15 protein-coding genes are annotated in these 13,993 nt (G+C 67.4%); 11 read left to right on the forward strand and 4 right to left on the reverse strand.

Annotation, left to right across the window (positions count from 1 at the left end):
- Positions 1 to 4: 4 nt before the first annotated feature.
- Positions 5 to 1,003 carry a ferredoxin--NADP reductase gene (locus tag K6T84_RS03365; protein ID WP_224862751.1) on the reverse strand — a complete coding sequence of 333 codons (999 nt, stop codon included), beginning with the start codon at positions 1,001 to 1,003 and terminating at the stop codon, positions 5 to 7.
- An 83-nt stretch (positions 1,004 to 1,086) separates the two neighbouring features.
- On the opposite strand from K6T84_RS03365, the gene K6T84_RS03370 reads away from it, so the two are divergent.
- From K6T84_RS03370 to K6T84_RS03415, 10 genes are all read left to right on the forward strand, one after another.
- Entirely contained in the window at positions 1,087 to 2,499 is a 1,413-nt protein-coding gene (locus K6T84_RS03370; RefSeq protein WP_225400714.1) for a class I adenylate-forming enzyme family protein, read from the forward strand.
- Positions 2,484 to 3,389: an acyl-CoA dehydrogenase family protein gene (locus K6T84_RS03375; RefSeq protein ID WP_225400713.1), complete on the forward strand. Its 906-nt coding sequence runs from the start codon at positions 2,484 to 2,486 to the stop codon at positions 3,387 to 3,389. The genes K6T84_RS03370 and K6T84_RS03375 overlap by 16 nt, the downstream gene beginning before the upstream one ends.
- Positions 3,376 to 4,470 (forward strand): acyl-CoA dehydrogenase family protein, encoded by a 1,095-nt coding sequence (locus tag K6T84_RS03380; RefSeq protein WP_225400712.1) that lies wholly within the window; start codon positions 3,376 to 3,378, stop codon positions 4,468 to 4,470. Before K6T84_RS03375 ends, K6T84_RS03380 begins: the two co-directional genes overlap by 14 nt.
- A gap of 19 nt (positions 4,471 to 4,489) precedes the next feature.
- Positions 4,490 to 5,257, forward strand: a complete 768-nt coding sequence (locus K6T84_RS03385; protein WP_225400711.1) for an enoyl-CoA hydratase/isomerase family protein — start codon at positions 4,490 to 4,492, stop codon at positions 5,255 to 5,257.
- 8 nt (positions 5,258 to 5,265) lie between these two features.
- Entirely contained in the window at positions 5,266 to 6,135 is an 870-nt protein-coding gene (gene meaB, locus K6T84_RS03390; protein WP_225402063.1) for a methylmalonyl Co-A mutase-associated GTPase MeaB, read from the forward strand.
- A 21-nt stretch (positions 6,136 to 6,156) separates the two neighbouring features.
- Positions 6,157 to 6,735, forward strand: coding sequence for a TetR/AcrR family transcriptional regulator (locus K6T84_RS03395; RefSeq protein WP_224862741.1), 579 nt, complete (start codon positions 6,157 to 6,159; stop codon positions 6,733 to 6,735).
- Between the two features lie 87 nt (positions 6,736 to 6,822).
- Positions 6,823 to 7,566 (forward strand): hypothetical protein, encoded by a 744-nt coding sequence (locus tag K6T84_RS03400; protein WP_225402062.1) that lies wholly within the window; start codon positions 6,823 to 6,825, stop codon positions 7,564 to 7,566.
- Positions 7,563 to 8,318, forward strand: coding sequence for a hypothetical protein (locus K6T84_RS03405; RefSeq protein WP_224862739.1), 756 nt, complete (start codon positions 7,563 to 7,565; stop codon positions 8,316 to 8,318). The genes K6T84_RS03400 and K6T84_RS03405 overlap by 4 nt, the downstream gene beginning before the upstream one ends.
- Positions 8,319 to 8,334: 16 nt before the next feature.
- The gene (locus K6T84_RS03410; protein ID WP_224862737.1) at positions 8,335 to 8,931 is read left to right on the forward strand and encodes a cytochrome c oxidase subunit 3; all 597 of its coding nucleotides are present in this window, start codon (positions 8,335 to 8,337) and stop codon (positions 8,929 to 8,931) included.
- Positions 8,932 to 9,225: a cytochrome C oxidase subunit IV family protein gene (locus K6T84_RS03415; RefSeq protein ID WP_224862735.1), complete on the forward strand. Its 294-nt coding sequence runs from the start codon at positions 8,932 to 8,934 to the stop codon at positions 9,223 to 9,225.
- Here K6T84_RS03415 and K6T84_RS03420 read toward each other — a convergent pair.
- The 3 genes from K6T84_RS03420 to K6T84_RS03430 form a co-directional block, all read right to left on the reverse strand.
- Positions 9,213 to 10,289: an NAD(P)H-dependent amine dehydrogenase family protein gene (locus K6T84_RS03420; RefSeq protein ID WP_225400710.1), complete on the reverse strand. Its 1,077-nt coding sequence runs from the start codon at positions 10,287 to 10,289 to the stop codon at positions 9,213 to 9,215. The genes K6T84_RS03415 and K6T84_RS03420 overlap by 13 nt on opposite strands.
- Positions 10,290 to 10,306: 17 nt before the next feature.
- A complete protein-coding gene (locus tag K6T84_RS03425) occupies positions 10,307 to 11,764 on the reverse strand; it encodes an aldehyde dehydrogenase family protein (protein ID WP_225400709.1) in 1,458 nt (485 codons plus the stop codon).
- 139 nt (positions 11,765 to 11,903) lie between these two features.
- Positions 11,904 to 12,557 carry a TetR/AcrR family transcriptional regulator gene (locus K6T84_RS03430; protein WP_225400708.1) on the reverse strand — a complete coding sequence of 218 codons (654 nt, stop codon included), beginning with the start codon at positions 12,555 to 12,557 and terminating at the stop codon, positions 11,904 to 11,906.
- 189 nt (positions 12,558 to 12,746) lie between these two features.
- Here K6T84_RS03430 and K6T84_RS03435 point away from each other — a divergent pair, with 189 nt between their 5' ends.
- Positions 12,747 to 13,919: an acyl-CoA dehydrogenase family protein gene (locus tag K6T84_RS03435; protein WP_225400707.1), complete on the forward strand. Its 1,173-nt coding sequence runs from the start codon at positions 12,747 to 12,749 to the stop codon at positions 13,917 to 13,919.
- Positions 13,920 to 13,993 lie beyond the last annotated feature (74 nt).

Below are 13,993 nucleotides of genomic sequence, written 5' to 3' on the forward strand. Positions count from 1 at the left end.
GACCCTACTCGTAGTCCACCGTGATAGACCCGCCCTCCGGCACGCCCTGGCACGTGAGTATGTAGCCGTCGGCGATCTCGTCGTCGTCCAGTGCGGTGTTGGCGATCATCGTGGCGCAGCCCTCGCTGATGTGGGCGATGCAGGTCCCGCAGTTGCCTGCTTCGCAGGAGAACGGCGGCGCCAGCCCGGCCCGCCGCGCGCTCTGCAGCAGGGTCTCGCCGGCGACCCGGGGCACCGAAGCGGTCTTTCGCCCGAGGTGGATCGTCACCGTTCCGCTCACCTCGGCTGCCGATGGCGCTGCGGGTGCCGGGGCGGCCGTGGTGTCGAAATCCTCGATGAACAGCCGGCCCGGACCCGGCCAGGCCCCCCGCACCACCGCCATGAATCCTTCCGGGCCGCACAGGTAGCAGTCGGCCCCGGTGTCGTCGCCGGCGAATGCGGCGACGGCGGCCGCGTCCAGCAGCCCGTCGGTGTCGTCACGATGCCGCTGCACCGACAGCCGGCCCGGGTAGCGGTCGGCGAGCTCGGTCAGGGCGTCATCGAAGATCGCCGCCGAGGCGTCCCGGTCGGCGACCAGCAGCCGCACGCTGCGCTCGGTGGTGGCCAGTGCGCTCTTGGCCAGCGACAGGATGGGCGTGATCCCGCTGCCGCCGGAGAAACCCAGCAGCGGAGCGTCCGAGGAATCCAGGCAGAACGTGCCGGCCGCCCGCGTCATGGTCAACTCGTCGCCTTCGGCGACGTTGTCCAGCAACCAGTTCGACACCCGACCGCCGGGAACCCGCTTGATCGTGGTCATCAGTTCGGTGTCGGTCTCCGGGGCGCTCGACATCGAGTAGGACCGGTAGAGCTCCTCGCCGTCGACCCGCACCTGAAACGTCGAGTACTGACCGGCCCGGTAGGCGAACGGCGCCTCATGGGGCGCCAGCACGAACGTGTAGGCGTCGGCCGTCTCCTTGACGATGCGGGTCACGGTCGCCCGCTGGAAAACATGGGTGACCGCCATGCCGCCTCCTCTGGTTTGCGTTCTTCGATATAGAGAATACTATTCTCTCAAACCGATAGGATCTTCTCAATATGGTGTCTGGGATGTCAGGGTCAGCTGTTGCGCTGCTTGCGTTCGAGGACCGGCAGTACAGCCTGCCGGAGCTCGACGCACGGGCGAACGCGCTGGCAGCGGCCCTGGCCGCCGACGGCGTGACCGCAGGTGACCGGGTGGCGCTGATGTGTTCCAACCGGCCGGAATTCGTCATCGCGGTCCGTGCCGTCTGGCGACTCGGCGCCGTCGTCGCCCTGATCAGCCCCGCCTGGAAGCGCGACGAGGTGGCGCACGCCCTGTCGTTGGCCGAACCGCGGTACGCCCTCGGCGACCAGCAGGTGCTGGCCGAACTGATGCCGATGCGCCATCTCGACGACGCGGTCCCGGTCGGGTCGGTGGTCGATGCCCGGCCTCGCGCCGAAGCCGACGCGCTGTTGGTCTTCAGCTCCGGCACCACCGGCCTGCCGAAAGCGGTTCGGCACACCCATGATTCGCTACGCGCGGCGGTGCAGCACTGGCGCGACGCGCTGGGGCTGACCGCGGCCGACCGGATGCAGGTGATGACCCCGCCGTCGCACATTCTGGGCCTGCTCAACATCCTGACCGCCCTGCACGTGGGGGCGCGGCTGCGGCTCCATCGCCGGTTCGACGTCGACGTCATGTTGCGCTCGATCGAGGCCGACCGGATCACCGTGGAAATGGCGGTGGCGCCGATCGCGCTGGCGCTGGCCGCGCATCCCGATCTGGAGTCGGTCGACCTGTCCTCGCTGCGGTTCATCGTGTGGGGCGCCACCCCGGTGACGGCCGCCGTCGCCGAGGAGGTCACCCGGCGCACCGGCGTGCCGATCGTGCCGGCCTACGGCACCAGTGAGCTGCCGGTGATCGCGTGCAGTACGGCCGGTACGGCGCGCCTCGACGCCGTCGGACGGCCGGTGCCCGGGGTCGACGTGCAGGTGGTGGCCCCCGATGTCGAAGACACCGGCGCGCCGCTGCCTCCCGGTGTCCCCGGCGAGATCCTGGCCCGGTCCGACTCGCTGATGGCCGGTTATCTTCCGGATGAGGCGACGTCGGAAGTCGTGCGCGACGGCTGGTTTCACACCGGCGACGTCGGCTACCTCGATGGCGACGGTTGGCTGCGGATCACTGACCGCTGCAAGGAGATGATCAAGGTCCGCGGCTTCCAGGTCGCCCCCGCCGAGATCGAGGCGGTGCTGCACGAGCATCCGGCCGTCGCGGACTGCGGCGTGTTCGGGGTGCCCGACGCGTGCGACGGGGAAGCCGTCGTCGCGGCGGTTGCGCTGCGCGCACCGGTCAGCGATACCGAACTGGCGACGCTGGTGGCTGATCGCCTCGCGTCCTACAAACGTCTGCGCCGGGTGGTGATCGTCGACGAGATCCCCCGGTTGCCATCCGGAAAGCTGTTGCGTCGATTACTGAAGGAGCGCCTATGGATGTCCGGCTGAATGCTGAGCAGCGACAACTGCGGGAGGCCGCAGCCAAGCTCGCCGACGATCTGGGGCCCGGCTCGGTCGCTGAACTCGATGACGAGAGTCGCCTGACAAGGCTGGAAAGGTCTGTCGCCCAAACAGGTTGGCGTTCGCTGCGGACCGATGGCGCGTCGGGGGTGGAGGTAGCGATCGTCGCCGAGGAGTTCGGACGAGGACTGGTCGACGTGCCGTTCCTCGGCCCGGTGCTCGCCGACGATCTGGGTCGGCACGTGGCACTGGGTGCGGATCCGGCCACCGCCGCGTTCAACGAGACCGCCGTCGATGCCCGCACCGCCGCGCAGGCCGTGACGGTACGCGACCGAGCGGTGCTGACCGCCGCGGTGGGCGACGCGCGATCCGGGGCGGACCTGACCAGATCCGGGGCCGAGCCGGCCGGCGCGTGGAAACCGGCCGGCGAACTCAGCGCCGAGGACGCCGCGCGCTGGCAGGCGCTGGCGCTGGTGACCACGTCTGCGGATCTGGTCGGAACCGCGCGCGGCGCCCATGCGCTGGCGTGCGACTACGCCAAGATCCGTGAGCAGTACGGCAAGCCGATCGGGAGCTATCAGGCCATCGCCCACCTGCTGGCCGAAGGGCTGGCGCTGATCGAGGGGTCGGTGAGCGTGCTGCGGCACGCCGCCTGGTCGGTGGACGAGGCCCCCGGCGCCGAGGCGGTACACGCCGCCCGTATCGCGAAGGTCTATTGCGCGCGCACCGCGCGGACGGTCTGTGAGACCGCGATACAGGTGCATGGCGGCATCGGTAACACCTGGGAATGTCTTGTGCACGTGTACCTGCGGCGCGCGCTGACTTCGACCGGCCTCTGGCCCGTGACGATGAGGGAGATCGCTGATGGACTTTCGTGACTCACCCGACGAAGCCGACTTCCGCGGCCGGCTTCGGGCCTGGCTGGCCGAGCAGGCCGGCACCTTTCCCACCGCCGGAGACGACGAGTACTGGGCGCGCCAGGGCGAGTGGCATCAGGCCCTGTATGCGGCCGGCTTCTTCGGCGCGTCCTGGCCGAAGGAATACGGCGGCCACGAACTGCCCCCGGTCTATGACGTCATCGTCGACGAGGAACTGGCGGCCGCCGGTGCCCCGCCGCGGCCGAGCCTGGGCTATCTGGTGGTCGGGCTGGGCCGCCACGCCAGTAAGGAACTGCAACAACGCTTCCTGCCCGGCATGATCGACGGAACACAGCGCTGGTGCCAGGGCTTCTCCGAACCCGGGGCCGGATCGGACCTGGCCTCGCTGACCACCACCGCGACCCGCGAGGGCGATGACTACGTCATTCACGGCCACAAGATCTGGACCAGCTACTCCGACGTCGCCGACTGGTGCCTGCTGCTGGCGCGCACCGACAAGGACGCGCCGCGGCACCGGGGCATCTCGGCGTTCATCATCTCCATGCACCAGCCCGGCATCGAGCAGCGTCCGCTGCAGATGATCAACGGTGTCACCACCGAGTTCGGACAGGTGCTCTTCGACGGCGCGACGGTACCGGCGAGTCAGATGGTCGGTGAGCCGGGGGAGGGCTGGGCGCTGGCGATGACCGTGGTCGGCCATGAGCGGGAACCGTCGACTCTGGGGTACTCGGCTCGTTACGGCAAGCTGGTTCGCCAGATGGCGACTCGAGTCGGCCGCGAGGGTACCGACGTCCCCGAGGAATTAGCCTGGGCGGCAGTGGAAACCGAAATGTTGCGGTTGCACGTACGTCGTCGGCTGTCCGAGCAGCTCGACGGGCTCTCGCACGGTCCGGAGGGATCACTGGACAAGCTGCTGATGACCTGGGTGGAACAGTCCGTCGGCCACGCCGCGCTGGCGGTCGGCGGCACCGATGACCCCGATCTGCTCAGCGCGTATCTCTACAGTCGTGCCCAGAGCGTGATGGGCGGGACCTCGCAGATTCAGAAGAACATCATCGCCGGCCGAATACTGGGACTGTAGAACGTTGAAGGAGTTGGATATGTATGACCTGCCCGCTGAGATCGAGGTGCGCGCCGAGGGCCCGCTGCGCATCATCACCCTCAACCGCCCCGACGCGCTCAACGCCGTCAACGATGCGCTGCACACCGGGCTGGCGAAGGTCTGGGCGCAGCTCGACGAGGACCACGACGCCCGGGCAGCGGTGATCACCGGCAGCGGCCGGGCCTTCTCCGCCGGCGGCGACTTCGCCTACCTCGACGAACTGCGTGGTGATGCGGCGCTGCGCGCCAAGACGATTCTGCACGGCCGTGAGATCGTGCTGGGTATGGCGCGCTGCCGCAAACCGGTGATCGCCGCGGTCAACGGACCCGCGGTCGGGTTGGGCTGCAGCCTGGTCGCGCTGAGCGACATCGTCTACATGGCCGAGTCCGCCTATCTGGCCGACCCACACGTGCAGGTGGGCCTGGTCGCCGCCGACGGTGGCCCGCTGACCTGGCCGCTGCAGATGAGCCTGCTGCAGGCCAAGGAGTACGCGCTGACCGGAGCCCGCATCCCGGCGGCCCGTGCGGTGGAGCTGGGGCTGGCCAACCACGTGGTGGAAGACCCGCTGGCCGAGGCGATCTCGTGTGCGCAGCGCATCTCCGAACTGCCGCGCCAGGCGGTGGAGAGCACCAAGCGGTTGCTCAACATCCACTTGGAGCGGGCCGTGCTGGCCACCTTGGATTTTGCGAATATGGCCGAAGACCAGTCGTTTCAGACCGACGACTTCAACAAGATCATCGATCGGCTCACCGCGAACAAGAATTGATGTCTGCGATGACGATCGCCGAGTTGCTCGCTGCGGCGCGCGGCGGGTCCGTCCGCGCTGCCGGCCGGCTGCTCAGTCTGGTCGAAGGGGATCGGCGCGCCGAGGTCCTCGATCTGCTCGCGCCGGGGGCGATTCGGGTGATCGGGGTGACCGGGCCTCCGGGTGCGGGCAAGTCCACCACGGTCAGTGCGCTGGTCACCGCATACCGTCAACAGGGTTTGCGGGTGGCCGTGCTGGCGGTCGATCCGTCATCGCCGTTCAGTTCCGGTGCGCTGCTGGGTGATCGCATCCGGATGGCCGCCCACGTCAACGACCCGCAGGTGTTGATCCGCTCGCTGGCCGCCCGCGGCCACCTGGGGGGGCTGTCGGCTGCGGTGCCCGCGGCCATCCGGTTGCTCGCGGCCCTGGGCTATGACGTGCTGCTGCTGGAGACGGTCGGTGTCGGTCAATCCGAGGTCGAGGTGGCCGCGATCGCCGATCCCACCGTCGTGGTGCTCAATCCCGGTGCCGGAGACGCTATTCAGGCCGCCAAGGCTGGTCTGCTCGAGGTCGCCGACCTGGTGGTGGTGAACAAGGCGGACCGCGAGGGTGCCGCCCAGACCGTCCGTGATCTCAAGACCGAACTGCATTCGTCGGGCGTGCAGATCCTCACCCTGATCGCCTCGCAGGGTGAAGGTGTGACCGAGCTGGTGGAGGCGATCGCGGCCCACCACCGCACCGACAGCCGCGAACGCCGGGTGGCGCGGTCGCGGTCACAGATCCTGTCGCTGGCCCACACCCGGCTGCGCAGCCACCCCGAGCTGGACCGGCTCGCTGAGCGTGTCGCCGACGGCGACGACGATCCGTACTCTGCGGCCGATCGGCTGTTGGCCGACTAGCCGATTGGCTACTCTCGTCGCATGACGTTCACTCCCGCCGCCGGCGGGTTCCGCTTCATCACCCGCAGCGCCGCGCAGACCCGCATCCTCGATGCCGCGCTGGCGTTGATCGGCGAGAACGGTGTCGGCGGGACGTCACTGCAGATGATCGCCGACATCATCGGGGTCACCAAGGCCGCTGTCTATCACCAGTTCAAGACCAAAGAGGAGATCGTGGTCGCGCTCACCGAGCGGGAACTGGGCGAGCTGGAGGAGGCGCTCGAGCTGGCCGAAGCCGAGCAGAGCCCGCCGAGGGCCCGGGAACTGCTGCTCGAGGGTGTCATCGACGTGACGGTACGCAGGCGTGGCGCGGCGAGCACTCTGCAATTCGATCCGGTGATCGTGCGGCTGTTGGCCGAGCATCAGCCGTTCCAGCAGTTCATCGCGCGGTTGTACGGGGTGCTGGTCGGCGAGGAGGGCGACGACGCCGTCGTATCGGCGGCGATGTTGTCGGGCGCCATCGCGGTCGGGGTGATGCATCCCCTGGTCGGCGAGATCGACGACGAGACTTTGCGTGCCCAATTGCTCAGGCTCACCAAGCGATTCATCGCGCCGCGATGACTTCGCCGCCAGGCGTTGACTGCCGGATAGCCGATCGGCTATCTTCGCCAGTAGCCGATCGGCTAGGGGTGGAAGGGGTTGAGTGCCATGCAGATGCTCGCCGAGGCGGAGGAGACCCCGCGGGCAGCGGCATTCCGCGCCCAGTTGGTGTTGCTGTGGTCCGGCCCGGCGGTAGGAGCGGTGCTGCTCGCACTGTTCTTTGCCTTTCCCGGGTTCTTCCCGCCGATGTCACCGGCCATGTCGGCGGCGCAGGTGGCCGAGTTCTACGACCAGCACCGGGCCTGGATCCGGCTCAGCATGGTCGGATTCAACCTCTGCGGCATCATGATCGTGCCGTTCCTGGTGCTGATCGTCGGCCAGATGAAACGGATGTCGGGCCAGAGTCACGTGTTCGCCTACGGATATCTGGCTGCAGTGGTCAGTGGCGCAACGCTTTTCGCGCTGTCCAACATCTTCTTCGGGGTGGCGGCGTTTCGCTCCGACCGCAGCCCCGAGGTCATCGAGGCGCTCAACGATCTGGCCTGGATGTCGTTTATCGCACCGGTCGGCATGATCGTCGGGCAGTTCGCCATGCTGGCGTGCGCCGTCTACGCCGACCGCGGGCCTGATCCGGTCTTCCCGCGCTGGGTGGCCCACTTGTCGGTGGTCACCGCGCTGGCCATGCTGCCGTCGGTTATGGCCACCGTGTTCAAGACCGGGCCGCTGGCCTGGGACGGCCTGATCTCCTTCTGGGTGCGCAACGGGGCATTCGCGGTGTTCGTCTTCGCGATGTTCTTCGCGCTGCGAGATGCGCTGTACCGGCAGGGCGTTGCCGAGGGCGTGCTGCGGTGAACGTCGCCACCCTGCTCTACGGCGACGACATCCAGGCCACCCCGCCGCCCGACGCGGGCAAACCCGATGTGCGGCTGGTGTGGTGGATATTCGTGGTGTTCTACGGGCTGATGGGCCTCGGGGTGTGTCTGCTGGGCCGGATCACGCCACCGCCGCGGCCCGACGTGGGCCCGGAGGAGATGCAGGCCTGGTTCGCCCAGCATGCGACGACCATGCACATCGGTTTCGTGTTGCTGTTGGCCATCACCGGTGGCGCGGCGATCTCCAACGGCCTGGTCGGCTACCACATGCTGCGGATGTCGTCGGGTTCGGTTCTGGCCTACGGCTATATCGGTGGGATGGCAGTCGGCGCCGTACCCGGCTTCCAGCTGGTGATCCTGTGCTACTCGCTCGGGGCGTTCCGGACAGACCGCGACCCGGAGCTGGTGCGGCTCTTCTACGACCTGGGATTGCTGTCCTACAACGGCTCGCTGGGCTGCTTCACCGCCGCCTACTTCAGCCTGGCCATCGCGATCTTCTACGACAAGAACAACATCTTCCCGAAATGGTTCGCCTACGTGAGCATTTGGCAGATCGTCACCGAGGTGATCGCCAGCCAGATGTGGCTGTTCGACTCCGGCGCGTTCGCTTGGAACGGGATCATCACGTTCTACATCGCCGTGGTCGTGTTCTGCCTCTGGTTGGGGGCACTGATCGCCTTCCTTCAGGTGATCGGCGCCCGTGAGCCGCTCGACTCTCCACCGATCGTCTAGAAGCGGGGGCGCATTGATGACCGATCAAGCCACGACCACCTTCCACCGAACCGAAACGCGGCCCCGGACAACACATCTTCCCGGTGACGGGCACATGTGGTTCATGGTGCTGGGCGACCTGTTCATCTTCGGCAGCTACTTCCTGGCCTACATGGTGTTCCGCGCGAAGGCACCCGCGGAGTTCCTGGCCGACCAGCAGCACCTCAACATCACCCTCGGCGTGGTCAACACCGTCGTGCTGATCACCAGCTCGTGGCTGATCGTGCAGAGCGTGCACGCCACCCGGGCCGGCAACCGCTCGGGTGCTATCGGCCTCATCGGCGCCGGAATGGGATGCGGTGCGCTGTTCGCGGTGATCAAGGTCTACGAGTGGACCGCCGAGATACAGGCGGGCTACACCAATTCCAGCACCTTCTTCAGCTTCTACTACGTGCTGACCGGGGTGCACCTGTTCCATGTGGCGCTGGGACTGCTCATCCTCGGCGTGGTCATCCGCGACCTGCGCAACCCGCGCCGAGGCCGGGTCAGCATGGTCGAGCAGGGCGCGACCTATTGGCACATGGTCGATCTGCTCTGGGTCGTGATCTTCGCGCTGCTCTACGTGATGAGGTGAATGACGTTGACCGACCAATCGATGTTCGCGCATCGGCCCGATCGCCTGACCACGCTGACCTGGCTGGGGTTGGTGGCCATCACCGTCGTGTCGTGGTGGCTCTCGCCGGCGGGCCGGCACGTCGAGCCGAGTGTCGGAATCACTGTCCTGGTGATCGCGCTCTCGGCCGTCAAGGTCCGGCTGATCATCTCCAACTTCATGGAGGTGCGCACCGCACCGGTGTGGCTGCGCCGGGCCACCGATGCCTGGCAGGCGCTGCTGTGGGCGTCGGTGCTGGCTATCTATCTCTGGTGAGCCCGGCCGCGCGGCAGGGTCAGTGACAGATCGTTGTAGGTGGCGATGCCCGGCTCGGCGGCGACCACGGCCGGGATGGCGTTGATCGGCGGCATCGCAGTCATGATGTGACCGAGCTCGAAGAAATCATCGATGCAGGTGGCGGTTTCGATCATGTCCTGCGGCGGGGTGAAGCCCACCTGCAGGTTGACTGTCGGGCGCCCATCGATGGTGATCTTCCAGCCGTCGCCGCCCAGCTGCCAGTCCGGCTCCAGCGCCTGGCCCTTGCGCCACCGCACGTTGATGTCGATCACGGTCTTTCCGCCGACGATTCCCTGCCAACTGGCGAACACACCGGCCACGTGACCTGATGGGATCGTCCACGACGCCATCGGCAGATCCGCTGTGGTCTGAGCGTATTCGGCCACGCAGGTGATCTCGTCGAGTTCCACCCCGATGGCGTCGGCCACCAGCCGAACGGCTTCGGCGAAGACCGCCGTCCCGTTGGCGGCCATCGGTGCCAGGCCGGGGTCGTCGATCGCGGTGCCGAATCCCACCGGGCGCTCGGTGTCGGGGGAGTCATACAGGGTGGTGTCGGCGGTCTCGGTGATGGTGACCTTGTCGACCCGGTCGCAGCCCGTGGCAGCTACGATCGCCAGCAACTCGGCGAAGCCCGGACTGACCCCGGACCCGAAAAGCGTGGAACCGCCGTCGAGACAGGCCTTTTCCAGCCGGTCCCGGTCAGCGCCGAGATTGTGCCCGGTGATGAACGACGCCGACGTCACCACGTTCACGCCCGCCGACAGAATCGCCACCAGCTCGTCGACGTTGATCCACATCGGGTTGTAGACCACGCAGTCCGGTTTGAGCGCCAGCAGCGCCGCGACGTCATCGGTCGCGGTGACGCCCAGCGCGTCGATGCCGACCAGCTCGCCGGCGTCGCGGCCGACCTTGTCCGGCGACCACGAGAAGAGCCCGACGAGTTCGTAGTCGGGATTGGCAGCGATAGCCCGGACCGCACTCTTGCCGACGTTGCCGGTCGTCCACTGGACGACCCGATACGGAGTTCTGGTGTTGCGCGCCATGTCGTTTCAGCCCCCGGCTACATCTGGGTCCAGACGATCTTCGTCTGGAGGTAGGCCTCGATGCCGGCCTTGCCGGACTCATAGCCCCAGCCGGACTGCTTGTATCCACCGAAGGGCATGGAGTGGTCGAACTGCATCTGGCAGTTCAGCCCGACGGTTCCGGCCTTGAGCCGCTTGGCGAGCCGGTGAGCGCGGCCGAGGTTTGTCGTCCACGCGGTAGCTGCCAGGCCGTAGCTGCTGTTGTTGGCCAACGCGATTGCCTCGTCGTCGTCGTCGAACGGCAGGATCGTGACGACCGGGCCGAAGATCTCCTCCTGGAACAGCCGGCTGGTGTCGGGGTCGACGCCGGTGACCACCGTCGGGTGCACGAAGTAGCCCTTGCGGTCCAGCCGGTGTCCACCGGTGACCAGCTCGTTGCCGTCGGCCTTGCCCTGCTCGAGGTAGCCCAGCACCCGGGTCAGCTGCTTCTGGCTGATCAGCGGACCGACCATGACGCCTTCGTCGCGGGGGCCGCCGAGCTGCATCATGTTGGCCATGTTGGCGATGCCCTCCACGACGCGCTCGTAGACGCCGCGCTGGGCGAAGATGCGTGAACCGCACACGCAGGCCTGTCCGGAGTGCACGAACGTGCCGAACGCCGCCATGGTGATGGCCATGTCCACGTCGGCGTCGTCGTAGATCAGCACCGGCGACTTGCCGCCGAGCTCCAGGGTCACCTTGTTGAGATTGCTTGCCGCAGAGGCGCGCACGATCTCCCGGCCAACCTCGGTCGATCCGGTGAACGCAACCTTGTCCACGTCGGGGTGCGCGGTGATCGCCGCTCCGGCGGTGTGGCCGTAGCCGAGCACCATGTTGACCACGCCGTCGGGAACACCGGCTTCGCTCAGGATGCGGTCGAGGACCAGCGCCGAAAGCGGGGTCTCCTCGGCCGGCTTGACCACGCTGCTACAACCCGCGGCCAGCGAGGGGGCCAGCTTGGCGCAGAAGTTGAAGACCGGCCCGTTCCACGGAAAAATAAGTCCCACAACGTCGTAGGGCTCGCGCAGCGTGTAGACGTGCTGATGGGACTCGATCCCGGTCAGGCCACCGGTGTTCACGTCGCGGGCGATGCCGTCGATCTTGGTGCACCAGCCGGCGTAGTAGCGGAACCACTCCGAGCCCACTTTGGTGATGATCGCGGCCTGCGAAGCCGGGATTCCGGCGTTGACGGACTCCAGTTCGGCCAGCACCTCAGCGTTCTCATCGATCAGATCGGCGATCTTCCACAGCACCCGGGCCCGGTCGTAGTCGGCCATGCCCGACCACACGCCGGACTCGGCGGTGGCCTTGGCGCGGGCGACGGCGTCGTTGACGGCCTCGGGGCCGCAGTCGGTGAACTCGCTGATCTGTTCTTCGGTGGCGGGGTCGATGATCGGAATCACGTCACCGGTACCGGGGACCTTCCGGATGTCGTCCAAGACCGCCTGCACCGACATGGATAATCCCCTTCTCATCTACTGATAATTGGATTCGCAGACGAGAGTATGCGCTTCGTCACCCCTTGTCCAGACTCGTTCGGGCGCGCGAAGACCGCGCGGTCGCCGAGTCGATCGGGCGCGCGGGTGGGGGAGGGGATCAGTTACGGCCGAAGCCGTGAGCGCAGAAGTCCCAGACCTCGTCCGCGGTCAACGGGTTGACCGCCGGATCGGTTGAGGCGGGGCTGGATTGGGCGTTGAACAGCACCGTCTGCATGATCATCGCGGCGACCCGCCGCGGGTTGGCGCCGGGGCGCAGCTGCCCGGCCTCGGCCGCCTGTTCGGTCAGCTCGGACAGCAGCGACAACAGCGGGGCGTGGGCGACCCTGACCTCGGCGGGGTGGGTCAGCAGCAGGCTGGGTGCGAAGTCCGAGAACAGCGGACGCTTGGCCGCCGGGTCCGGGCGCGACGACTCGAACAGCAACTCCACGGCGACCTTGAGGCGTTCGATCGGGTCGGAGTGATTGGCCGTGGCGGCGCGGATCTGGTCGGCCGCGCGGCTCAGGGCGTCTTCGAACAGGGCCAGCAGCAGCTCATGCTTGCCGTCGAACTGCAGGTAGAAGCTGCGCAGTGACTGGCGTGAGCGGTCCACGACCTCCTGGACGGTGAAGTCGGTGCTGCCCTTCTCGATGATGATCGACTGTGCGGCATCCAGAAAACGCTGAACGCGTTGCGCCGCGCGGATCTTCGCGGTCTTGATGGAGCGTTCGACCGCGCGCTGTTTCCAGGCGGGCTCTTCGCTGGGGCTGCTCACCAGCCCTCCGTAAGGGTGTGTGGCAACCGGGGCATGACGCAACTGTACTGGACGGTAACTCTGCTACTGCGCGCCGCGCCGGCGCTGCCCCCACATTTGAGAGATTGTAACTTCTCCATCCGAGAATGATATTCTCATGGTCGCGTCTATGGAAGTGGACTCGCAAAATTCCCGAGCCGAGGAGTGTCGGTGCAACTCACCTTCGATGCCGATGTCGAGAACTTCCGCGCGGAGTTCGCCGCGTTCCTCGATGAGAACCTGCCCGCGGAGGCCGACACGATCGAACGTTCCCGATCGTGCTCCCACGTGCCGGAATGGGCGCGTCGCTGGCAGCGACTGTTGTTCGACAACGGCTGGCTGCTGCCGGGAAACCCGCCGGAGTTCGGCGGCCGCAACGCCACGATCCTGCAGCAGTACGTGCACTCCGAGGAACTGTCGCGGCGGCGGATCTATCCCAGCTTCAACCCGCAGGGCGTCGGCATCATCGCGGCGTCATTGCTGTCGTTCGGCACCGACGAGCAGAAGCGGCGCTGGGCGGTGCCCATCCTGCGGGCCGAGATCAGCGCATCGCTGGGCATGAGTGAGCCGGGCGCCGGCTCGGACCTCGCCGGGTTGCAGACCCGCGCGGTACTGACCGGCGACCACTTCGTGGTCAACGGCCAGAAGGTGTGGACCTCCGGAGCGCATGATGCCGACGTGCTGCTGACGTTCGTGCGCACCGACCCGGATGCCCCCAAGCACAAGGGAATCAGCGTGTTGCTGATCCCGACGGACGCGCCCGGCGTGGTGCGGCGCCCGTTCGCCTCGGCGTGCGCGCACGACGACATCGACTTCAACGAGGTGTTCTTCACCGACGTGGAAGTGCCGGCGGAGAACCTGGTCGGGCCGCTCAACGGCGGCTGGGGGGTGGCCAACGGCTCGCTCGGGCACGAACGCACCCTGCTGTGGATGAGCTTCGCCGACCGGCTGCGCGACCTGATCCACGACTTCCGTCCGGTCGGGCCGCTGGACCGCGACCACTTCGCCACCATGTTGATGGACAACCAGGCGCTGCGCCTGCTCGGCTCGGTGGCGCTGGCCCAGGCAGCGCGCGGCGAGCAGGACGTCCCGGCGCTGTCGGTGCTCAAGCTGCTCGGCTCCGAGGCGGTTCAGACCGGCGCCGAGCACGCTCTGGACGCGGCCGGTTCCGGTGCGCTGGCTCACCCGGCGGTCTCGGGGACCTACACGCCGATGAACGAGGACCACGCCACCAGCAGTTGGTTCGACCGCTACCTGCGCAGCTTCTCCGGCACCATCGCCGGAGGAACCTCGGAGATTCAGCGCAACATCATCGCCCAGCGGGTGCTGGGCCTGCCGCGGTAACCGCGATTGCGTCGCGAGAGGGAATCGGGCGACGCCCAGACGGCGTGTCTCGTCGTGTAATTCCCTCTCGGCGA

Source organism: Mycobacterium zoologicum, assembly GCF_020181635.2.
In the GTDB taxonomy this organism is placed as follows: domain Bacteria; phylum Actinomycetota; class Actinomycetes; order Mycobacteriales; family Mycobacteriaceae; genus Mycobacterium; species Mycobacterium zoologicum.

Bases quoted from the DNA above. Each gene is read 5' to 3' on its own strand.
- K6T84_RS03365 (WP_224862751.1), bottom strand. From the start codon at position 1,003: ATGGCGGTCACCCATGTTTTCCAGCGGGCGACCGTGACCCGCATCGTC.
- K6T84_RS03370 (WP_225400714.1), top strand. From the start codon at position 1,087: ATGTCAGGGTCAGCTGTTGCGCTGCTTGCGTTCGAGGACCGGCAGTAC.
- K6T84_RS03375 (WP_225400713.1), top strand. From the start codon at position 2,484: ATGGATGTCCGGCTGAATGCTGAGCAGCGACAACTGCGGGAGGCCGCA.
- K6T84_RS03380 (WP_225400712.1), top strand. From the start codon at position 3,376: ATGGACTTTCGTGACTCACCCGACGAAGCCGACTTCCGCGGCCGGCTT.
- K6T84_RS03385 (WP_225400711.1), top strand. From the start codon at position 4,490: ATGTATGACCTGCCCGCTGAGATCGAGGTGCGCGCCGAGGGCCCGCTG.
- meaB (WP_225402063.1), top strand. From the start codon at position 5,266: ATGACGATCGCCGAGTTGCTCGCTGCGGCGCGCGGCGGGTCCGTCCGC.
- K6T84_RS03395 (WP_224862741.1), top strand. From the start codon at position 6,157: ATGACGTTCACTCCCGCCGCCGGCGGGTTCCGCTTCATCACCCGCAGC.
- K6T84_RS03400 (WP_225402062.1), top strand. From the start codon at position 6,823: ATGCAGATGCTCGCCGAGGCGGAGGAGACCCCGCGGGCAGCGGCATTC.
- K6T84_RS03410 (WP_224862737.1), top strand. From the start codon at position 8,335: ATGACCGATCAAGCCACGACCACCTTCCACCGAACCGAAACGCGGCCC.
- K6T84_RS03415 (WP_224862735.1), top strand. From the start codon at position 8,932: ATGACGTTGACCGACCAATCGATGTTCGCGCATCGGCCCGATCGCCTG.
- K6T84_RS03420 (WP_225400710.1), bottom strand. From the start codon at position 10,289: ATGGCGCGCAACACCAGAACTCCGTATCGGGTCGTCCAGTGGACGACC.
- K6T84_RS03425 (WP_225400709.1), bottom strand. From the start codon at position 11,764: ATGTCGGTGCAGGCGGTCTTGGACGACATCCGGAAGGTCCCCGGTACC.